The sequence below is a fragment of the Rhodoglobus sp. GW821-FHT12B09 genome, from assembly GCF_058809925.1.
This window is the reverse complement of the sequence record NZ_JBXATB010000002.1, coordinates 143,999-162,976: the sequence shown is the minus strand read 5'-3', so window position 1 is coordinate 162,976 and position 18,978 is coordinate 143,999. Positions and strand designations below refer to the sequence as shown.

Genomic DNA, 18,978 nt, shown 5'->3' with positions numbered 1-18,978 from the left:
TCGGCCCCAGTTGGTAGATTTGCGGAATGACAACCAAGGTGGCCATCGTCGGTGCAACGGGCAAGATGGGCACGCTGGTCAGCCAGATCGTCGAGGCGGACGACGAGTTCGAGCTGTATGCGCGGCTTGGCTCCAAAGACGACCTGAGCGGGATGCTCGGCGCTGACGTCGTGGTCGACGTGACTGTGCCCGCGGTGTCGCAAGGGGTCGTGGAGTTCGCCGTCTCTCACGGCCTCAGCACCCTCGTCGGTACCTCGGGCTGGTCGGCGGAGCGGATCGCCGGCCTCGAGCGCACCATCGCCCCCGACGCGGAGCTCGGCGTCATCATCGTGCCGAACTTCTCCATCGGCTCGGTGCTCGCAACGTCATTCGCGACCATGGCGGCGCGCTTCTTCGACTCGATCGAGATCATCGAGGCGCACCACTCGTCCAAGGTGGACTCCCCGTCCGGCACGGCCACCCGCACCGCCGAGCTCATGGGCGCCGCCCGCGGAGTGCTCGGGCCCGTCGCGGCCCCGCACGTCGACCAGCGCGCCCGCGGGCAGCAGGTGTCGAGCATCCCGATCCACAGCCTCCGGATGCAGGGGGTGGTGGCCCGGCAGGACGTGGTGTTCGGCGGCAACGGCGAAGTGCTCACGATCACGCACGAGACCCTCGCGCCGAACGCCTACGAGGCCGGGATCCTCCTCGCCCTCCGCGCGGCCCGCACCGCCCGCGGGGTCGTCGTGGGGCTCGACAAGCTCATCGACCTCGGGCTCGAGAAGTAGTGCGCGCCCGCGTCGCCGCCCTCGTGATGGCGGCGCTGCTCGTGCTGTACCTGGTGTTCGTCACCAACTACGCGCTCGTGCTCATCAACGACGCCCAGCCGTTCGCGAAGGCGATCGGGTGGGCCCTCATCGTCATGCCCGTGCTCGGCGCTGGTGTGCTCGCGGCCGACCTCGTCTTCGTGGTGCGGGGCGAGGGCCTCGTCCGGCGCCTCGGGGCGGAGGGCGGCCTCCCGGTCGACGACCTGCCCCGGCTGCCCAGCGGACGGCCGGACCCGGCGGCCGCCGACCTCGAGTTCCCGAAGTACCAGGCCGAGGTGGAGGCCGAGCCGGAGTCGTGGCGCGCCTGGCTGCGGCTCGGCCTCGCCTACGACGCGAGCGGCGACCGCCGACGCGCGCGCTGGGCGACGCGCCGGGCTATAGCTCTCGAGCGATCTCACCGATAGCGGCCTGCGCGGTCTCGTACCGGAACACGAAGCCGTCGGCGAGGAGCCGCTCCGGCACCACGTTCTGGCTGACGAGCAGGAGGTCGTGACCGGCGTCGCCGAGCAGTCGCACCGCGAACTCGGGCACCACCCACGGGTGCCAGCGACCGAGGGCGTCGGCGAGGGCATCCGTCACCTGCTGTGAGGTCGCGGGCGTGGGACCCGCGATGTTGACGACGCCCTCGAGGCTCGAGGTGAGCAGGTGGACTATCGCCGCGGCCTCATCGCGCAGCGCGACCCACGGCCAGTTCTGCTTGCCCGTGCCGAAGCGCGACCCGAGACCCAGGCGGGTGAGCGGAATGAGCGGGGTGAAGGCACCGCCGCGGCCGACCACGAGGCCCGTGCGGAACGTGACCACGCGGGTGCCCTCGGGGGCGAGGTGCGCGGCTTTCTCCCACGCCTCGACCACGTCGGGGAGGAATCCCTCTCCCTTGCCGGCGGCCTCGGTCAGCGTCTCGCCGGGGCGGTCGCCGTAGTACCCGACCGCCGAGCCGTTGAGGAGGATGCGCGGCGGGTTCTCGGCCCGGCCCATCGCCTCCACGAGGGTCTGGGTGCCCTGCACCCGGGAGTACAGGATCTCGCGCTTGTACCCGCGGGTCCACGGGATCCGGCCGGTGGTCGCACCGGCGAGGTTGATGACGGCGTCGGCACCGTCGATCGCCGCGGGGTCGATCGTGAGTGCGGACGGGTTCCACTGGAACTCCGTCTCGTCGCGGGGCGCGCCCCGGCCCACCTTGCGGACCGTGTGGCCCGCGGTCTCGAGCTGGCGGACGAGCTCGGTCCCGATAAAACCGGACGCCCCCGCGACGAGGACGCGCATCAGGCCAGGCTGGCTTCGAGGGTGATCGGGATGCCCGTCAGCGCCTGCGACACGGGGCAGTTCTGCTTGGCGTCCTCGGCGAGGCGCTGGAAGTCCTCGGGCGAGAGTCCCGGGATCTTCGCGACCACCAGCAGGTGGCTGCCGGTGATTCCCTCACCCGGCGCGAACGTGACGGCGGCGGTGACCTGCAGGCTCTCGGGAGGGGTTCCGTTGCCGGCGAGCGCGTTCGCGAACGCCATCGAGTAGCACGCGGAGTGTGCGGCGCCCAGGAGCTCCTCGGGGTTGGTCTTGCCCGCGACGTTGCTGGAGCGCGCGGCCCAGCTGACGGGGAACTCGGCGGCATCGGAGGAGTCGAGCGAGGTCGTGCCCGACCCGCTCATGAGGTCCCCGAACCAGAGGGTGGTGGCTTCGCTGGTGACTGACATGTGTTGTCCCTTTCGTCAGTTCCAGACTAGGCGCGCTCAGGCGGTGGCTGCACCCTTCGACCGGCCGAGGATCCCGGCGCGCACGAGCAGCAGGTAGATCTGGCAGCCGAGGCAGTACCCGAACACGGAGTTCAAGAACGCGGCCACGAACGCGGCCGCCGCGGCGATCACGAGGGCGTAGGGCACGCCGGCGAGGTGCAGCACCAGGCCCGCAAGGGTGATGACGAACCCGACCCCCTGGGCGAACGTCGGGGGCACCGGGTCCTCGAGCTCGGTCGGGGGCTTCAGGCGCGGGCGAACCACTGCGCGGTAGAGGGCGCCGTACGGGTGGCGCTTGACGCCCGCGAAGGCGCCCCAGCCGAAGAGCAGCGTGATCGCGCCGAACAAAATCGTGGCGGCGAGGTCGGCTCCGCCGAGATCGAGACCGATCACGACGAGGAGCAGCACGGCGGTGATTCCGGCACCGAAGCGCGGGGAGCGGGGGTCGATGCCCTGCTGAGCGGTCATGCTGCTGCCTCCAAGATGCGGTCGAGTTCGAGCGTCAGGGCATCCCGCCGGGGCGCCCCGCCGATGCGGGCGCGCACGACGCCCCTGCGGTCGAGGATGAGGGTGGTGGGCGTCTGCAGGATGTTGAACCTGCTCGCCAGGTCGGGGCGGTGCGTCAGGTCGAGGTCGACGTGGTCGACACCGGTGCGCCCGGATGCCACTTCGCCGAGCACCACGCTGGTAGCACGGCACGGGGCGCACACCTCGGTGGAGAACTGGAGCAGCGTCGCACCGCGGGCGAACCGCTTGACGCCGGGGATGTCCGCGAGCCGCACGACAGTGCTGCCGTCGGTGTGGCGGATCCTGCCCTGCGAGCGCTGCCACACGAGTCCGAGCGCGGTCGCCACGGCGACGAGGCCGAGGATCACCGCACTGACGAGAATCGGGTTCATGGTGGTGCCACGGTACGACCGCATCCGGGCCTGTGGGGGAGTGTTGCAGTCTGTTACAGGTGCCCTTCGGTTATCGTGAGGCCGTGCCTGAGACCGAATCGCCCACGCCCTCGTTCCGCTCCGATGTCACAGTGGAGCTGGTCCGCTCGTCGGCCCACGACTCCGACGTCCTGTTCGCGGCGCGGGTGTCGACGCAGGGCGAGCAGACTCTGGAGTCCGCACAGGACGCCGATCTCGACGCCTCGCGGTCGAAGGGCCTCATCAACTACTTGATGCGCGACCGCCACGGGTCGCCGTTCGAGCACAACTCGATGACGTTCTACGTGCAGGCGCCGATCTTCGTGTTCCGCGAGTTCATGCGGCACCGCATTGCGTCGTACAACGAGGAGAGCGGCAGGTACCGGGAGCTCAAGCCCGTGTTCTACGTTCCCGGACCGGAGCGCAACCTCGTGCAGGTCGGCAAGGCCGGCGCCTACGACTTCCTGCCCGGCTCGCCCGAGCAGACGGAGCTGGCCGTGTCGGAGGCGAAGCGCGTCGCGACGGAGGCATACGAGTCCTACCAGCGGATGCTCGACGCCGGCATTGCCCGCGAGGTGGCCCGCATCGTCCTGCCGCTGAGCATCTACTCGTCGATGTACGTGACGGTGAACGCGCGCTCCCTGATGAACTTCGTCTCCCTGCGCACCAAGCGCGAGGGCTCGCACTTCCCCTCCTTCCCGCAGCGCGAGATCGAGATGGCCGCCGAGAAGATGGAGGATCTCTGGGCGGGCCTCATGCCCCTCACCCACGCCGCCTTCAACGAGAACGGCCGCGTCGCCCCGTAGGCGCTACCCGCCGGCTCCGGGGCGAACGAACCCCGCCCCCATCCTCTCCGGTCCCTCCTTCACACCGTTCACCGTTTGTAGGACATCTCGCACCCCCGTAGGACGTCTCGCACCCCGGTGGGGCGTCTCGCACCGTTGTGGGACGTCTCGCATCCCGGTGGGGCGTCTCGCACCGTTGTGGGACGTCTCGCATCCCGGTGGGACGTCTCGCACCGTTGTGGGACGTCTCGCACCCCGGTGGGACGTCTCGCACCCCGGTAGGACATCTCGCACGCTCTAGCGCGTGGGAGCCGGCACTCGAGACTTCCTGCACGGAATGTCCTACAAACGGTGAACGTCCTGACGAACGCCCCTAGGGTCGCGCGGTGGCCCCACTCCACAGGTGCGTGCCGGCAGTGCCTACTCACAGGTGAAGCACTCGCGCCTCCTCGCATGTCCGAGACCGCGAGTCTTGGCGCATGCCCTGGGCCGCGCTCCTCGAACGATTCGGCGGCGTAGCCACCACAGCGGAGCTCTACCGCAGTGGCAAGACGCAGTCCATGCTCTTCTGGAGCGTGGCGTACGGCTCTCTGATCCGAATTAGGGAGGGGCTCTACTGCGGGACGGATCTGCCAGCCGATGCGGTGCGAGCTCTGCGGGTCGGCGGGCGTCTGGCCTGCGTGAGCGCCCTGGCATTTCACGGCGCGGGTCCGGCGCCCGACCTCTTGCACGTGGTCGTCGACCGGAACACGCCCCGACTGCGCGACCCCGACACGGGGAGGCCGGGGCGCTCGCCGAAGACCGTGATCCACTGGAGCAGGCGCCAGCTCGCGGGAGACCCCGTCGCGGTATCGGTGGAGGAGGCACATCGGCAGGCCGCGAGGTGCCGTGCACGAGGACGCGATAGCCTGTAAGCCGTGTCTACTGACAATCCTTTCGGCCAGGTGCTCGTCGCACTCCTCACACCGTTCACCGCAGGTGGCGAAGTCGACTGGGCCGGCGTCGAGAAGCACATCGACTCGGTGATCACCGCCGGGGCCGATGGGATCGTCGTCAGCGGCACCACGGGTGAGACCTCCACGCTCACCGACCCGGAGAAGCTGCGCCTCGTCGAGGTCGCCAAGAAGGTCGCCGACGGACGCGCGAAGATCATCATGGGCGGCGGCTCCAACGAGACCGCGCACGCCATCGAGCTGCACAAGGCGAGCGTGAAGGCGGGTGCCGACGCCGTCATGATCGTCACCCCCTACTACAACAAGCCGACCCAGGCCGGAGTGCTCACCCACTTCCGCCTCATCGCCGATGCGACCGAGCTGCCGGTGATCCTCTACGACATTCCGGGACGCACAGGCATCCCGATCAAGTACGAGACAATCCTCCGGGCATCCAAGCACCCGAACATCCGCGCCGTGAAAGACGCCAAGGGCGACTTCAGCGAGGTGAGCCGAGTGCTCAACAACACCGACCTGATGTACTTCTCCGGCGACGACGCCAACGTGCTGCCGCACCTCGCGATCGGCGCGACCGGCCTCATCGGCGTGACCGCGAACATCACCGCGACGCCGTACCGCCAGATCGTGGACGCCGTGAACAGGGGCGACCTCGCCACGGCCACGGCCGCCCACAAGGCCCTCGAGCCGCTCGTGCGCGCAGTGATGACCCACGTGCCCGGCACTGTCGCGGCGAAGTACATCCTGCACGGGCTGGGCCGCATCGAGAGCCCGCGCGTGCGACTGCCGCTCGTGGGCCCCGAGGAGAACGAGGCTGCCATCATCGAGGACGACATCGCCCTCGTGAAGGACATCCCCGGCGTCAGCTTCGACAACTTCCGGCCCGACCGCAACGCGGCCGCCGGCGGTGCCCTGCCCAAGGTGGCCGGCACCACCCGTTAGATCTACACCGGGGGCTAGCGGCCCCACCCCACCACGCAAGGTTCAGATGCCAGTCTCCGTTTACGATCCGCCCGCCCTCGCCCCCGGAACTCTCCGCGTCACGCCCATCGGCGGACTCGGCGAGATCGGCCGCAATATGACCACGTACGAGATCGACGGCAAGCTGCTTATCGTCGACTGCGGCGTGCTGTTCCCCGAGGAGAACCAGCCGGGGGTCGACCTGATCCTCCCCGACTTCAGCTCCATCCGCGACCGCCTCGACGACGTGCTCGGCATCGTGCTCACGCACGGCCATGAGGACCACATCGGCGCCGTGCCGTACCTCCTCAAGCTGCGCCAGGACATCCCGCTCGTCGGCTCGACCCTGACTCTCGCCCTCATCGAGGCGAAGCTCAAGGAGCACCGCATCCAGCCGTACACGCTCACGGTCAAGGAGGGCCAGCACGAGCAGCTCGGCCCGTTCGCGCTCGAGTTCATCGCGGTCAACCACTCGATTCCGGATGCGCTCGCCGTCGCCATCACGACGAAGGCGGGCGTGGTCCTCCACACCGGCGACTTCAAGATGGACCAGCTGCCGCTCGACGACCGCATCACCGACCTGCGCGCGTTCGCACGGCTCGGCGAGGCCGGCGTCGACCTGTTCCTCCCCGATTCCACGAACGCCGACGTCCCCGGTTTCACGCCGAGCGAGCGCGACATCGGCCCCGTCATCGAGGCCGTGATCGCCAAGGCGCCTCGACGGGTGATCGTCGCGAGCTTCTCCAGCCACGTGCACCGCGTGCAGCAGGTGCTGGACGCCGCCGTCGCGAACAACCGCAAGGTCGTGCTGATGGGCCGCTCGATGGTCCGGAACATGGGGATCGCGGCCGACCTCGGCTACCTCAAGGTCCCCGACGGGGTCCTGCTCGACGCCAAGAAGGCGGCCGACCTGCCCGACGACCGTCTCGTGTACATGTCGACCGGAAGCCAGGGCGAGCCGATGGCGGTCCTCGCGCGCATGGCGAACCTCGAGCACCAGATCGAGGTGGGCAAGGGCGACACCGTGATCCTCGCGAGCTCGCTCATCCCCGGCAACGAGAACGCGGTGTACCGCGTGATCAACGGCCTCATGAAGCTCGGCGCGACAGTCGTGCACAAGGGCAACGCGAAGGTGCACGTCTCCGGCCACGCCGCCGCGGGGGAGCTGCTCTACTGCTACAACATCCTCAAGCCGAAGAACGTGCTGCCCGTCCACGGCGAGCAGCGCCACCTCGTCGCCAACGCGAACCTCGCGATCGCGACCGGCGTGCCGGAGGAGAACACGATCATCGCCGAGGACGGCACCGTCATCGACCTCGTCGACGGCGTCGCGAAGGTGGTCGGCCAGCTCGACCTGGGCTACGTCTACGTCGACGGCTCGAGCGTGGGCGAGATCACCGACGCCGACCTGAAGGACCGCCGCATCCTCGCCGAAGAGGGCTTCATCTCCATCTTCGTCGCGGTCGACCCGCAGACCGGAAAGGTCATCGTGGGCCCGGAGATCCAGGCGCGCGGCTTCGCTGAGGACGAGGGCGTGTTCGACGCCGTCCTCCCGCAGATCATCAAGGCGCTGACGGATGCCGCGGAGAACGGCACTCGCGACACCCACGCCTTCGCGCAGGTGATCCGCCGCACGGTGGGCCGCTGGGTGAACACGTCGCACCGCCGCCGCCCGATGATCATCCCCGTGGTGATCGAGGCGTAGCCTCCACCCATGACGACAACTCGGCGGGCGACCGCGACAGACGTGCCCTTCCTCGAGGAGGTCTTCGTCATGACGATGGACTGGAACCCCGCGAACGCGAGGGGCGCCGAGCACTGGCGCGCCGACCCCACGTTCCAGCAGTACATCGGCGGCTTCCCCCGCCCGACAGACTTCGGCCTCATCGCGGAGCGCGACGGGCAGCGGGTCGGAGCCGTGTGGTCCCGGTACTTCACCGCGGACGAGCCGGGCTACGGCTTCGTCGCGGCCGACGTTCCGGAGATCGGGATCGGCGTGGTCGAGGGCCGCCGCGGGGAGGGCATCGGGCGCGCTCTGCTGAACGCCCTGATCGCGGCATCCAACACCGACCTGAGCCTGAGCGTGGAGGACGGCAACCCCGCCGAGGAGCTGTACCGCAAGCAGGGCTTCGCGCCAGTGGGCCGGGTGGGCACTTCGACGACGATGCTGCGCAGCGAGCGACGGGATGCCTCGTAGCTACGGGTTTCTCACGATTTCGGCATGAGGGTTGCTCGATACGCGCCGATGCGGTGAGATGAGCGCATGAAGCCCTTGGTGCTCTCCGCTCTCGTCGTGATAGTGCTCGCCGGATGTGCACCGGCAGCGCCCACCGCCGACCCGAGCCCCACGGCGAAGCCCACCGCGTCGGCGACGTCCCGCCCCACCCCCACGCCCACTCCCACACCGACGCCCACCCGCCCGGCACTGGGGGAGCTGGTGCTGACACCCGGCGGTTTCGACCAGCTGCCCCTCGGGGTCGACCCGTCGACCATCGACCCGGCGATCGCGATCATCTCGTCGTCGCCGCTGGAGTGCGACGCCTCAGTCCTCGCGTGGTCGACCGACGCCGTCTGGCCTCCCGACGCGAGCGGGCACCGCCCCTTCTCGGTCGCGGTGCGCGACGGCAGGGTGCGCGGAATCCAGGTCGTCTGGACGTCGGAGATCACGACCCCACAGGGGATCAAGGTCGGCAGCACGCGCCAGGACGTGCTCGACGCCTATCCGGGCATCCCGGTCGCCCTGTCGGATGCGCGCGGCGATGTCTATATCGTCCAGGACGACCGCGGGTGGATGCGCATGTCAGTGTTCTACGACACCGAGGTCGTGGAGGAGATGCTCGCGACAACCAACGACGTGCCGTTCTCGGCGCCGAGCTACCACACCATCGACGCCGACTGCCTCTAGCGGCTGCGGGGGCTCAGGAAGAGGCCGTCGTCACGCACCGGACAGGGCGTGACGTTCGAACTGTGGAAAACGTTGGGCTGGTGGAATCCGTCTGCGGGATGATTCGCTTGACCTGCGCCCCCGGATAGTGTGGCGAAGCCGATTGCACCGATACCTGGGGAGTCAACACGTGTCCATCGCCCGAAAATGGGTATTCCCCATCATCCGCATCCTCGTTTTCGCAGCGATCGCGGCCGCCCTCGTGAAGATCGCGTTCTTCGCCGACCCCGTCGTGGACGACGCGGCAAAGCCGACGGGCGAGATCGTCGAGCCGCAGGTGGCGGTCGCGCTCGGCACCATCCAGAACGACGTGACGCTCACCGGAACCGTCGCCAACGACGCACCGGTGTCGATCAAGGCCACCCTTTCCGGCGAGGTGCGCGACGTGTACGTCTCGGCGGGCCAGCACGTCGACGCCGGCACCGAGATCCTGCGGCTCCGAGCCGAGATCACGAATCCGGATGGCACCTCCTACGTCGACTACGAGACCGTACTGGCCCCCATCGCGGGCACGCTCTCGACGTTCACGGCGCTCGAGGGCCAGACCTTCTCCGTCGGGGACGACGTGGGCAAGGTGCAGCCGGCCACGTTCAACGTGAGCGGCACGATCGCGCCGGAGCAGCAGTACCGGCTCCTCAACAAGCCCAAGGACGCGCAGGTGACCATCACCGGCGGCCCCGCCCCGTTCACCTGCGGCGGCCTCACGATCAGCTCCTCGGCAGGCTCGGGCGACCAGGGCTCGACCTCGACCACCACCGTGCGCTGCTCGGTTCCGACCGACGTGACGGTGTTCCCCGGCCTGTCGGCCAACCTGGTGCTCGCCGGCGGTGTGGCCGAGAACGTGCTCGTCGTGCCGATCACCGCCGTGGAGGGGTCCGCGCAGACCGGCAACGTGTACTTCGTCCTCCCGGACGGCTCGACCGAGGTCCGCCCGGTCACCCTCGGCCTCAACGACGGCATCAACGTCGAGGTCAAGGAGGGGCTCGTGGAGGGCGACATGATCCTGCAGTTCATCCCGGGCGCGGTCGCAGTGCCCGGCGGGATGCCCGGCTCGGGCGAGTGCATCGTGAACCCCGACGGCTCAACGGTCTGCAAGTGACCCTCCTCGAACTCGCGGGCGTCACCCGCACTGTCGAGCTGCCGGACGACGAGCCGCTTCACATCCTCAAGGGCGTCGACCTCACCGTCTCCGTGGGCGACCACGTGAGCATCGTCGGCCGCTCCGGCTCCGGCAAGTCGACCCTCCTGAACCTTCTGGGTCTGCTCGACAACCCGACTTCCGGCACGATCCGGTTCGACGGCAAGCTCATCTCCGACATGTCGTCGAACCAGCGCGACCGGGCCCGCGGGCGCGACGTGGGGTTCATCTTCCAGCAGTTCAACCTGCTCGGCGGCCGCACAGCGCTCGAGAACGCCATGACGCCGCTGCTCTACGCCTCCGGGAAGCAGTTCTGGCGCCGAGAGAAGATCGCCCTGGAGATGCTCGACCGCGTCGGGCTCTCGCATCGCGCGCAGAGCATGCCCGAGAAGCTCTCCGGCGGCGAGCAGCAGCGGGTGGCTATCGCCCGCGCCCTGGTGCGCGGCCCGCGCCTGATCCTCGCGGACGAGCCCACGGGCGCCCTCGACGTCGAGACCGGGACATCCGTCATGGCCCTGCTCGACGAAGTCGCCCACAGTTCGGGAGCCGCCCTGATCACGATCACCCACGACGCCAACATCGCGGCGCTCGCCCGGCGCCACTACCGGCTCGACCGCGGCGTGCTCTCGCCGGTGGACGTGAACCGGGTCCTGGCCCTCGCCCAGCCCGAGGTGACGCTGTGACCGGCCTCGTCGGCGCCTTCGTCGAGGCGTGGGCGGAGATCCGCATCCACCGCACCCGGGTGCTTCTGAGTCTGATCGGCGTCGCCGTCGCGGTGGCGGCTCTCACCTCCGTCGTGGGGCTCGGCGCCATCACCCAGCAGGCGACTACCGAGAACTACGAGCGCCAGTCGGGCCGCCCGGCGACCCTGTTCGTGAGCGCGTACAACCCCACGACCGGCGAGACCCCGGATGCGAAGACGCTCTCCGCCGCGTTCCTCACCGTGACCGACCGGTACTCGGTGGACTGGACCACGAGGTCGACCTACACACAGGTGCCTATCGACTTCGTCGAGGGGCTCACCCCCATCGACACGACGCTCGTCGACGCCGACTACGGAACCATGCACCGGGTGCAGATGCTGTACGGGAACTGGTTCGCGCCGAGCGACGACCAGCGGCTCGCCCCGGCCCTCGTCGTCAATGAGAGTGTGTGGTCCCGACTCGGCTCGCCCGACCTGCGGACGCACCCGACGGTGACGATCCAGGGCGCGGACCCCGTGACCGCGGTGATCATCGGCGTGACGCCCGATCCGCCCTACAGCGAGGGCTACCCGACGATGTTCATGCTGTACGACTCGTACATGGCCATCGCGGACCCCGCTCAGGTGCAGTCCCTCTACCCGCAGTTCGAGGCGTGGGTGCCCACCGACATCGCCGAGGACCTCGTCGCCCTCATCCAGCGCGACATCGCCGGGGAGCTCGGCGAGGGCTGGCAGGTCGACGTCAGCAGGCAGGACTACCTCGTCTACCAGGGCGAGGATCCGCTGCTCTCGATCAAGCTGCTCGTCGGGGGAGTGGCCGTGCTGGTGCTCCTCCTCGGCGCCCTCGGGCTGGTCAACATCTCCCTCGTCACCGTGCGCCAGCGCATCCGCGAGATCGGCATCCGCCGGAGCTTCGGTGCCACGGCGGGGCGGGTGTTCTTCGCCGTGATGATGGAGAGCGTGGTGGCGGCCGCGGCCGCGGGCGTGGTCGGGGTGTTCATCGCCGTGCTCGTGGTGAAGAACCCGATGGTGATCGACTTCATCGCTCAGGGCATCAACGACGTCCCGGCGTTCCCGCTCGAGGCCGCGCTCATCGGGCTCGGGTCCGCGACGTTCGTGGGGGCTCTCGCGGGCCTGCTGCCGGCCCTCGTGGCGGTGCGGGTGAAGGTCATCGACGCCATCAGGTACTGATGATCCGGTCGGGTGTCGTTCCCCGGCGCTGACGGACCCCGCGGGTACCGTGGACCGCATGGCTACGAGCACCAGGTCGACCTCGCGCGCGCGCACGTCGACAGCGCGCGGTCGGGCGAACCAGCCGACCAAGCGCCTGCCGCGCGGCAAGCAGGTCGTCATCGAGGAGGACGGTCCCCTCACCAAGGCCTGGCTCGGCCTCGCGCACGCCGCGGGCGCCGGTTTCCGGGTGCTCGGCAAGGAGACCCTCGCCAAGGAGGAGCGCCGTGACGGCGTTCCGTTCCTCATCTTCGTCCTCGCCGTGATCGGCGCCGTCGTCGAGTGGTTCAACCCCAACGACCCGGTGGCGTCCGCCCTCGACTCGTGGACCTTCGGCCTTCTCATCGGCCGAGTCGCGTTCGCCCTGCCGGTCATCATGCTGCTGTTCGCCATCTGGCTGTTCCGCCACCCCTCGAGCGTCCACGACAACGGCCGTATCGGTATCGGCGTCACCCTGCTGATCGTCACGGTCAGCGGGCTGTGCCATATCTTCGGCGGGATGCCCGCCCCGACCGACGGCGTCGAGAAGCTCGCCGACGGCGGCGGCATCCTCGGCTGGGTGCTCGCGCAGCCGCTCATCACCCTCGGCACCAGCGCGCTCGCCACCCCCGTCGTGGTGTTCCTGCTGGTGCTCTCCCTCTTCATCATCACCAAGACCCCTCCGAACCGCATCGGCTCGCGGCTGCGCGAGCTGTACGCCTACCTCTTCGGAGCCCAGCTCATGGACGAGGACGAGCGCGCTGCCATCAAGGCGGCGAAGAACGACTCGGTGCAGTTCGGCTCGCTCACCGACCTCGGCCTCGGCGACGAGGACCCGGCGTCGATCCCGTGGTGGCGCCGCAACAAGTCGACGCACTCCGACGAGCCGGCCGCGTTCGACAGCCCCGTGATCGGTCGCGAGAAGCCGGTCGAGTCGCAGGCCACGGACATCATCGAGCCGGCCTCGAATGACCAAGAGTTCGGCATCGACCTCCTGGAAGACCTGCTCAAGGCTGAGGATGCCGTCAAGCGGTTCACGGGCGAGGTCGACCCCGCCGCGATGACCCTGCGGGAGGACGGCCCTGGGCTGCTCCCCGGCTTCAACTCCTCCGCGAGCGAGAAGGGCGTGGCTGGCGAGTTCGACGTGCCCGTCGCCGCCCCCGCGCCACGGCAGTCCACGGCCGCGTACCGGCTGCCCGCGGCGTCCCTGCTCACTCCGGGCACGCCGCCCAAGTCGCGCTCCGCCGCCAACGACGAGGTGGTCGCCGCGATCACCGAGGTGCTCAAGCAGTTCCAGGTGGATGCCGCGGTCACCGGTTTCAGCCGCGGCCCCTCGGTCACGCGGTACGAGCTGGAGCTCGGGCCGGGCGTCAAGGTGGAGCGCGTCACCGCCCTCGCCAAGAACATCTCCTACGCGGTCGCCTCGAACGAGGTGAACATCCTCTCGCCGATCCCGGGCAAGAGCGCGATCGGCGTCGAGATCCCGAACAAGGACCGCGAGATCGTCTCCCTGGGCGACGTTCTGCGGTCGGGCGCGAGCACGAAGAGCGTGCATCCCATGACCATCGGACTCGGCAAGGACGTCGAGGGCGGGTTCGTCGTCGCCAACCTCGCCAAGATGCCCCACCTGCTCGTTGCCGGCTCCACCGGCTCCGGCAAGTCGAGCTTCGTGAACTCGATGATCACGTCGATCCTCATGCGGGCCAAGCCCGCGGAGGTGCGCATGGTGCTCATCGACCCGAAGCGCGTCGAGCTCTCGATCTACGCGGGCGTGCCCCACCTCATCACTCCCATCATCACGAACCCCAAGAAGGCTGCCGAGGCGCTCGCGTGGGTCGTGAAGGAGATGGACATGCGGTACGACGACCTCGCGTCGTTCGGCTTCCGCCACATCGACGACTTCAACCGGGCCGTGGTCGCCGGCGAGATCGTGCTGCCGCCGGGCAGCGAGCGCAAGCTCTCGCCGTACCCGTACCTCCTGGTCGTGGTCGACGAGCTCGCCGACCTCATGATGGTCGCGCCCCGAGACGTCGAGGACTCGATCGTCCGCATCACGCAGCTCGCGCGGGCCTCCGGCATCCACCTCGTGCTCGCGACGCAGCGGCCCTCGGTCGACGTGGTCACGGGCCTCATCAAGGCCAACGTTCCGTCGCGGCTCGCGTTCGCGGTGTCGAGCATGACCGACAGCCGCGTCATCCTCGACCAGCCCGGCGCCGACAAGCTCATCGGCCAGGGCGATGCGCTCTTCCTGCCGATGGGCGCCTCGAAGGCCATCCGCGTGCAGGGCGCGTGGGTGACGGAGAGCGAGGTTGCCGCCGTCGTGCAGCACGTCATCGCACAGGCGCGCCCGGAGTACCGGGAAGACGTGGCCCAGGTCGCGGAGAAAAAGAACATCGACGCCGACATCGGCGACGACCTCGAGCTGCTGCTCGCGGCGACGGAGCTGATCGTGAGCACTCAGTTCGGCTCGACCTCGATGCTGCAGCGCAAGCTGCGCGTGGGCTTCGCGAAGGCCGGCCGACTAATGGACCTGCTCGAGTCGCGCGAGATCGTCGGCCCGTCCGAGGGCTCGAAGGCGCGCGACGTGCTCGTGACCGTCGAGCAGCTGCCCGCCGTGCTCGCCCGCCTCCGCGGCGGCGACGAGCCGATGCCGAGCAGCGGAACTCCCAGCAGGGACGCAGTTGCCGATTCGCTGGCCGGGTACGATGTTGTCGACGGGGACTCGGACGAGGATGCCTGGGGCCTGACCGATCGGGAGTGAACGCGTGGCGACTGAACCGAGCAGCACCGGCTCCTCCAAGCGCCCGACGCCCGCCCAGACCGCGAACGCCATGCGCGACTCCGCCCTCGACGCGAGCCGTGTCGTCCGCGAGTCGATGAAGGGCCGCGTCGCGAGCAACGGCGACACCCCCGCCAGCACAGGCAATGTCGCGAACATCGTGACCGTCGCGCGCATCCTGCTCGCACCGGTATTCATCTGGCTGCTGCTGTGGGACAACGGCGAGCTCGGCGTCATCCGCTACATCGCGGCCGCGCTGTTCATCATCGCCATCGCGACGGACAGCCTCGACGGCCAGCTCGCGCGCCGCCGCAATCTCGTGACTGACGTGGGGATCATCCTCGACCCGATCGCCGACAAGATCCTCATCGGCGGGGCGCTCGTCGCGCTCTCGATCCTCGGTGAGCTGTGGTGGTGGGTGACCATCGTGATCCTGGTGCGCGAGTTCGGCATCACGATCTTCCGATTCATCGCCCTGCGCGACCGCGCCATCCCCGCGTCCATCGCGGGCAAGGCCAAGACGATCGTCCAGTCGGTGGCGGTGTCCCTCTTCCTCGTCCCGCTCTGGACTCTCTTCGGTGACTGGGTGCACGTCGTCAACTGGGCCGTCATGGGCCTCGCTCTCCTCCTCACCGTCTACTCGGGCGTCGAATACCTCTGGCAGGCGTGGCGCACGCGAAAGAAGGCGTGACCGATTCCGCGGCGCTCAGCGCCGAGATCATCGCCGCGCTCGTCGCCCGGCACTACACGATCGCGGTCGCCGAATCGCTCACGGGGGGCCTGCTCGTGGCCGAGCTGATCCGCACGCCGGGCGCGTCGGCTGTCGTGCTCGGGGGAGTGGTGGCGTACAACACCGAGCTCAAGCACACCGTGCTGGGCGTGGACGCCGAGGTCCTCGCCGCACACGGGGCAGTGCATCCGGATGTCGCGGCGCAGATGTCCGCGGGCGTGCGGACCGCCCTGGCCGTCGGCGGCGAACCGGCCCACATCGGCATTTCCACGACCGGGGTAGCCGGCCCCGATCCGCAGGACGGCCAGCCCGTCGGCACGGTGCACCTCGGGTTCGCCATCGGCTCCGAGGTGCGCACGAAGCATCTCCAGCTCTCCGGATCGCGGGAGCACATCCGCTCGGCCGTCGTCTACGAATCACTGTTAGAGCTCAAGAACCTGCTGGGTTGACCCTCGGGAATACTGCTCGTTTCGATCTCGTTACAAGTACTGAATTCACAAGCACCGCACAGATACGAGTGGTTAGGCTTCCCCTAAGCTAGCCGCAACGATCAGTCAAAGAAGGAGGGTCCAATGGTTCTGGTACGTCAAGAAATCGGTGACGTTCTCCGTGACTTCCGTCTACAGAAGGGCCGCACCCTTCGTCAGGTCGCGAGCAAGGCGAGCGTCGCGCTCGGCTACCTCAGCGAGGTGGAGCGAGGCCAGAAAGAGGCCAGCTCCGAGATCCTTGCCTCGGTCGCTGACGCGCTCGAGACTCCGATCTCCGTGATCATGCGCGAGGTGGGCGACCGTATGGCCGTCATTGAGGGGCTCGGCGCGAGCCGCATTCCCGACACCCTCCCCGACGAGCTCGTCGCCGAGTTCGATGGCGACCTCGTCTCGAGGTAACCACGTCATTCCACCGAGCGCCCCGGTCATCGCGACCGGGGCGTTCGTGCGTTCCGCCTAGGCTGGTGCTATGAAGCTGAGCGAGTTCTGGCTCGCCGTCTCCGACGAGTTCGGCGAGGCCTACGGCCGCGTGATCACGCACGACCTCGTGCTGGGCGCCATCGGCGGCCTCACCGCGGAGCAGGCCATCAAGGCCGGGGTCAACACCCGGGAGGTCTGGCTCGCGCTCTGCAAGGCCGCGGACGTGCCGGCGAACCGCTGGTACGGCGTCGGCCAGCGCGAGCCCAAGAAGTAGCGACACGCCCGCGCGGGCTATCGAACATAGCTTCGGATGTTGCTAGTCTCCTCCGTAACGTCCTTCGAAGACGGGTTTTATCCACGAGCCGCCCGTCGGTCCGCAGCAATGTCGGTCCGCGAGCGTAGCGTGGCACACGTAAGACCAGCCTTTGTCGGGAGGCTGGGGCCCTTGCACCATCGGGAACCAGCGGATCGACAGCCTATGGGCAGCGGAAGCATTCATTGACAGGAGAAGAGCACATGCCATCAGCAGCAGATCGCGAGAAGTCACTCGAGACCGCCCTTGCGCAGATCGACCGCCAGTTCGGAAAGGGCTCGGTCATGCGGCTGGGCAGCGACGAGCGCGCTCCTGTCGAGGTGATCCCCACCGGGTCCATCGCCCTCGACGTCGCCCTCGGCATCGGAGGGCTGCCGCGAGGCCGCATCGTCGAGATCTACGGTCCGGAGTCCTCGGGTAAGACCACTCTCACGCTTCACGCCATTGCGAACGCCCAGCGCAACGGCGGCATCGCCGCCTTCATCGACGCTGAGCACGCGCTCGACCCGGAGTACGCGGCCAAGCTCGGCGTCGACATCGACTCTCTTCTCGTCTCCCAGCCCGACACGGGCGAGCAGGCGCTCGAGATCGCAGACATGCTCGTACGATCCGGCTCGATCGACCTGATCGTCATTGACTCGGTCGCGGCGCTCGTTCCGCGTGCGGAGATCGAGGGCGAGATGGGCGACTCGCACGTCGGCCTCCAGGCCCGCCTCATGTCGCAGGCCCTGCGCAAGCTCACCGGTGGTCTGAGCCAGACCAACACCACGATGATCTTCATCAACCAGCTCCGCGAGAAGATCGGCGTGTTCTTCGGCAGCCCCGAGACCACCGCGGGCGGCAAGGCGCTGAAGTTCTACGCTTCGGTGCGCCTCGACATCCGCCGCATCGAGACACTGAAGGACGGCACCGACGCGGTCGGAAACCGCACCCGCGTCAAGGTCGTCAAGAACAAGATGGCACCGCCCTTCAAGCAGGCGGAGTTCGACATCCTGTTCGGCGTCGGCATCTCGCGTGAGGGCAGCCTCATCGACTTCGGCGTCGAGCACGAGATCGTTCGCAAGTCGGGCGCCTGGTACACGTACGACGGTGACCAGCTCGGCCAGGGCAAGGAGAACTCGCGCAATTTCCTGCTCGAGAACCCGAAGATCGCGGCCGAGATCGAGCAGAAGATCATGAACAAGCTCGGTATCGGTGCCGAGGCCAAGGCGCAGCAGGCGAAGGACGCCAAAGCCGTCGCCGATGCGGCGATCACCGCCGCGGCGGACGCGCAGAAGGCCGCCAAAGCGGCCAAGGGCGAGCCCGTGATGGCCGTGGTCCCCGAGCCGCAGCTGGCTCAGGCCTCCGGCCAGTAGGAACGTCGAGATGAGCAACGCCGACGGCGAGCGGATCGCCCCCGTCACCTACCTCTTCGGTGCGCGCGCGAGTGCCACTGAGGAGATGGTGGAGGACACCGATTCGCCGTCGGCCGCGCTCCCGGCGCCCGAGCCTCAGCCCGAGCCGCGCGCCCCTGTGTTCGTCGATCTCGGTGAGCCGGCGGGCCGGGCGGCGGAGATCCGGGCCGAGCTCGAGGCGGAGGCGCGCACGCACCTGACGCGCGACCGCACTGACGCAGAGCGGCCCGAGCGCAAGATCTCCTTCGCGCCGATCAACAACGTGAGCATGCACGCTCTGGCTCGGCGCGGCATGTCGTCGCGCGAGATGCACGACTACCTCCTCGGCCGTGAGTTCGACCAGGGCGCCGTCGACGACGAGGTGGAGCGCCTCGAGTCCGTCGGCCTGCTCGACGACGTGGCGCTCGGCGAGACGCTCGTGCGCACACTGCGCGAGCGCAAGGGCCTCGGTCGGTCGGGAGTGACGGCGGAGCTGCGGCGTCGCAATCTGGACCAGACCGCCATCGAGATCGCCCTCGCGGAGCTGGACGACGACGAGCTCGAGCGGGCCACCGAGATCGCGCACAAGCGGGCATCCCAGTTGCGGTCGTACGACGCGGAGACGGCCAAGCGCAGGCTCGGGGCGTTCCTGATGCGCAAGGGGTACTCCGGCTCGGTGGTATCGACAGCCGTGCAGCGCGCGCTCGCCCCTGCGGGGCCGACGTTCCGCTAGTCG

21 protein-coding genes are annotated in these 18,978 nt (G+C 68.8%); 17 read left to right on the top strand and 4 right to left on the bottom strand.

Annotation, left to right across the window (positions count from 1 at the left end; all coding sequences use genetic code 11):
- The first annotated feature begins 26 nt into the window (after positions 1-26).
- Both dapB and AC1RTC_RS05290 read left to right on the top strand, forming a co-directional pair.
- Positions 27-767, top strand: coding sequence for a 4-hydroxy-tetrahydrodipicolinate reductase (dapB, locus tag AC1RTC_RS05295; RefSeq protein ID WP_493154430.1), 741 nt, complete (start codon positions 27-29; stop codon positions 765-767).
- Positions 767-1,210 (top strand): hypothetical protein, encoded by a 444-nt coding sequence (locus tag AC1RTC_RS05290; protein WP_493154429.1) that lies wholly within the window; start codon positions 767-769, stop codon positions 1,208-1,210. Before dapB ends, AC1RTC_RS05290 begins: the two co-directional genes overlap by 1 nt.
- Here AC1RTC_RS05290 and AC1RTC_RS05285 read toward each other — a convergent pair.
- From AC1RTC_RS05285 to AC1RTC_RS05270, 4 genes are read right to left on the bottom strand one after another with little or no spacing between them, the layout of a single operon-like run.
- Complete coding sequence (locus tag AC1RTC_RS05285; RefSeq protein ID WP_493154428.1) at positions 1,182-2,069, bottom strand: TIGR01777 family oxidoreductase; 888 nt, start codon at positions 2,067-2,069, stop codon at positions 1,182-1,184. The genes AC1RTC_RS05290 and AC1RTC_RS05285 overlap by 29 nt on opposite strands.
- A complete protein-coding gene (locus AC1RTC_RS05280) occupies positions 2,069-2,494 on the bottom strand; it encodes an OsmC family peroxiredoxin (RefSeq protein WP_493154427.1) in 426 nt (141 codons plus the stop codon). The genes AC1RTC_RS05285 and AC1RTC_RS05280 overlap by 1 nt, the downstream gene beginning before the upstream one ends.
- 36 nt (positions 2,495-2,530) lie before the next feature.
- Positions 2,531-3,001, bottom strand: coding sequence for a DUF4395 domain-containing protein (locus tag AC1RTC_RS05275; RefSeq protein WP_493154426.1), 471 nt, complete (start codon positions 2,999-3,001; stop codon positions 2,531-2,533).
- The gene (locus AC1RTC_RS05270) at positions 2,998-3,432 is read right to left on the bottom strand and encodes a TlpA family protein disulfide reductase (RefSeq protein ID WP_493154425.1); all 435 of its coding nucleotides are present in this window, start codon (positions 3,430-3,432) and stop codon (positions 2,998-3,000) included. Before AC1RTC_RS05270 ends, AC1RTC_RS05275 begins: the two co-directional genes overlap by 4 nt.
- 83 nt (positions 3,433-3,515) lie before the next feature.
- Between AC1RTC_RS05270 and thyX the strand changes: the two genes are divergently transcribed.
- The 15 genes from thyX (at position 3,516) to AC1RTC_RS05195 (ending at position 18,975) form a co-directional block, all read left to right on the top strand.
- On the top strand, positions 3,516-4,256 hold the full coding sequence (thyX, locus tag AC1RTC_RS05265; RefSeq protein ID WP_493154424.1) for an FAD-dependent thymidylate synthase: 741 nt from the start codon (positions 3,516-3,518) through the stop codon (positions 4,254-4,256).
- 896 nt (positions 4,257-5,152) lie between these two features.
- Entirely contained in the window at positions 5,153-6,127 is a 975-nt protein-coding gene (gene dapA, locus AC1RTC_RS05260; RefSeq protein ID WP_493154423.1) for a 4-hydroxy-tetrahydrodipicolinate synthase, read from the top strand.
- Positions 6,128-6,173: 46 nt separating this feature from the next.
- Positions 6,174-7,850, top strand: coding sequence for a ribonuclease J (locus AC1RTC_RS05255; RefSeq protein WP_493154422.1), 1,677 nt, complete (start codon positions 6,174-6,176; stop codon positions 7,848-7,850).
- Positions 7,851-7,859: 9 nt separating this feature from the next.
- Positions 7,860-8,342 (top strand): GNAT family N-acetyltransferase, encoded by a 483-nt coding sequence (locus AC1RTC_RS05250; protein ID WP_493154421.1) that lies wholly within the window; start codon positions 7,860-7,862, stop codon positions 8,340-8,342.
- A gap of 66 nt (positions 8,343-8,408) precedes the next feature.
- Positions 8,409-9,050, top strand: coding sequence for a hypothetical protein (locus AC1RTC_RS05245; protein WP_493154420.1), 642 nt, complete (start codon positions 8,409-8,411; stop codon positions 9,048-9,050).
- Between the two features lie 169 nt (positions 9,051-9,219).
- Positions 9,220-10,188, top strand: coding sequence for an efflux RND transporter periplasmic adaptor subunit (locus AC1RTC_RS05240; RefSeq protein ID WP_493154419.1), 969 nt, complete (start codon positions 9,220-9,222; stop codon positions 10,186-10,188).
- Positions 10,185-10,910 (top strand): ABC transporter ATP-binding protein, encoded by a 726-nt coding sequence (locus tag AC1RTC_RS05235; RefSeq protein ID WP_493154418.1) that lies wholly within the window; start codon positions 10,185-10,187, stop codon positions 10,908-10,910. Before AC1RTC_RS05240 ends, AC1RTC_RS05235 begins: the two co-directional genes overlap by 4 nt.
- Positions 10,907-12,121: an ABC transporter permease gene (locus AC1RTC_RS05230; RefSeq protein ID WP_493154417.1), complete on the top strand. Its 1,215-nt coding sequence runs from the start codon at positions 10,907-10,909 to the stop codon at positions 12,119-12,121. Before AC1RTC_RS05235 ends, AC1RTC_RS05230 begins: the two co-directional genes overlap by 4 nt.
- 58 nt (positions 12,122-12,179) lie before the next feature.
- Complete coding sequence (locus AC1RTC_RS05225; RefSeq protein WP_493154416.1) at positions 12,180-14,900, top strand: FtsK/SpoIIIE family DNA translocase; 2,721 nt, start codon at positions 12,180-12,182, stop codon at positions 14,898-14,900.
- A 4-nt stretch (positions 14,901-14,904) separates the two neighbouring features.
- A complete protein-coding gene (gene pgsA, locus AC1RTC_RS05220; protein WP_493154415.1) occupies positions 14,905-15,609 on the top strand; it encodes a CDP-diacylglycerol--glycerol-3-phosphate 3-phosphatidyltransferase in 705 nt (234 codons plus the stop codon).
- Entirely contained in the window at positions 15,606-16,097 is a 492-nt protein-coding gene (locus tag AC1RTC_RS05215) for a CinA family protein (RefSeq protein ID WP_493154414.1), read from the top strand. The genes pgsA and AC1RTC_RS05215 overlap by 4 nt, the downstream gene beginning before the upstream one ends.
- Before the next feature lie 123 nt (positions 16,098-16,220).
- Positions 16,221-16,535, top strand: coding sequence for a helix-turn-helix domain-containing protein (locus AC1RTC_RS05210; RefSeq protein ID WP_493154413.1), 315 nt, complete (start codon positions 16,221-16,223; stop codon positions 16,533-16,535).
- Positions 16,536-16,605: 70 nt separating this feature from the next.
- A complete protein-coding gene (locus tag AC1RTC_RS05205) occupies positions 16,606-16,830 on the top strand; it encodes a DUF3046 domain-containing protein (RefSeq protein WP_493154412.1) in 225 nt (74 codons plus the stop codon).
- 242 nt (positions 16,831-17,072) lie between these two features.
- On the top strand, positions 17,073-18,224 hold the full coding sequence (gene recA / locus AC1RTC_RS05200) for a recombinase RecA (protein WP_493154411.1): 1,152 nt from the start codon (positions 17,073-17,075) through the stop codon (positions 18,222-18,224).
- 10 nt (positions 18,225-18,234) lie between these two features.
- On the top strand, positions 18,235-18,975 hold the full coding sequence (locus AC1RTC_RS05195) for a regulatory protein RecX (protein ID WP_493154410.1): 741 nt from the start codon (positions 18,235-18,237) through the stop codon (positions 18,973-18,975).
- Positions 18,976-18,978: the final 3 nt, after the last annotated feature.

Excerpts from the sequence above, each read along its gene's own strand:
- AC1RTC_RS05195 (WP_493154410.1), top strand. The coding sequence starts at position 18,235 with ATGAGCAACGCCGACGGCGAGCGGATCGCCCCCGTCACCTACCTCTTC.
- recA (WP_493154411.1), top strand. The coding sequence starts at position 17,073 with ATGCCATCAGCAGCAGATCGCGAGAAGTCACTCGAGACCGCCCTTGCG.
- AC1RTC_RS05205 (WP_493154412.1), top strand. The coding sequence starts at position 16,606 with ATGAAGCTGAGCGAGTTCTGGCTCGCCGTCTCCGACGAGTTCGGCGAG.
- AC1RTC_RS05255 (WP_493154422.1), top strand. The coding sequence starts at position 6,174 with ATGCCAGTCTCCGTTTACGATCCGCCCGCCCTCGCCCCCGGAACTCTC.
- AC1RTC_RS05225 (WP_493154416.1), top strand. The coding sequence starts at position 12,180 with ATGGCTACGAGCACCAGGTCGACCTCGCGCGCGCGCACGTCGACAGCG.
- AC1RTC_RS05275 (WP_493154426.1), bottom strand. The coding sequence starts at position 3,001 with ATGACCGCTCAGCAGGGCATCGACCCCCGCTCCCCGCGCTTCGGTGCC.
- AC1RTC_RS05285 (WP_493154428.1), bottom strand. The coding sequence starts at position 2,069 with ATGCGCGTCCTCGTCGCGGGGGCGTCCGGTTTTATCGGGACCGAGCTC.
- AC1RTC_RS05250 (WP_493154421.1), top strand. The coding sequence starts at position 7,860 with ATGACGACAACTCGGCGGGCGACCGCGACAGACGTGCCCTTCCTCGAG.
- AC1RTC_RS05280 (WP_493154427.1), bottom strand. The coding sequence starts at position 2,494 with ATGTCAGTCACCAGCGAAGCCACCACCCTCTGGTTCGGGGACCTCATG.
- AC1RTC_RS05270 (WP_493154425.1), bottom strand. The coding sequence starts at position 3,432 with ATGAACCCGATTCTCGTCAGTGCGGTGATCCTCGGCCTCGTCGCCGTG.
- AC1RTC_RS05245 (WP_493154420.1), top strand. The coding sequence starts at position 8,409 with ATGAAGCCCTTGGTGCTCTCCGCTCTCGTCGTGATAGTGCTCGCCGGA.
- dapB (WP_493154430.1), top strand. The coding sequence starts at position 27 with ATGACAACCAAGGTGGCCATCGTCGGTGCAACGGGCAAGATGGGCACG.
- AC1RTC_RS05210 (WP_493154413.1), top strand. The coding sequence starts at position 16,221 with ATGGTTCTGGTACGTCAAGAAATCGGTGACGTTCTCCGTGACTTCCGT.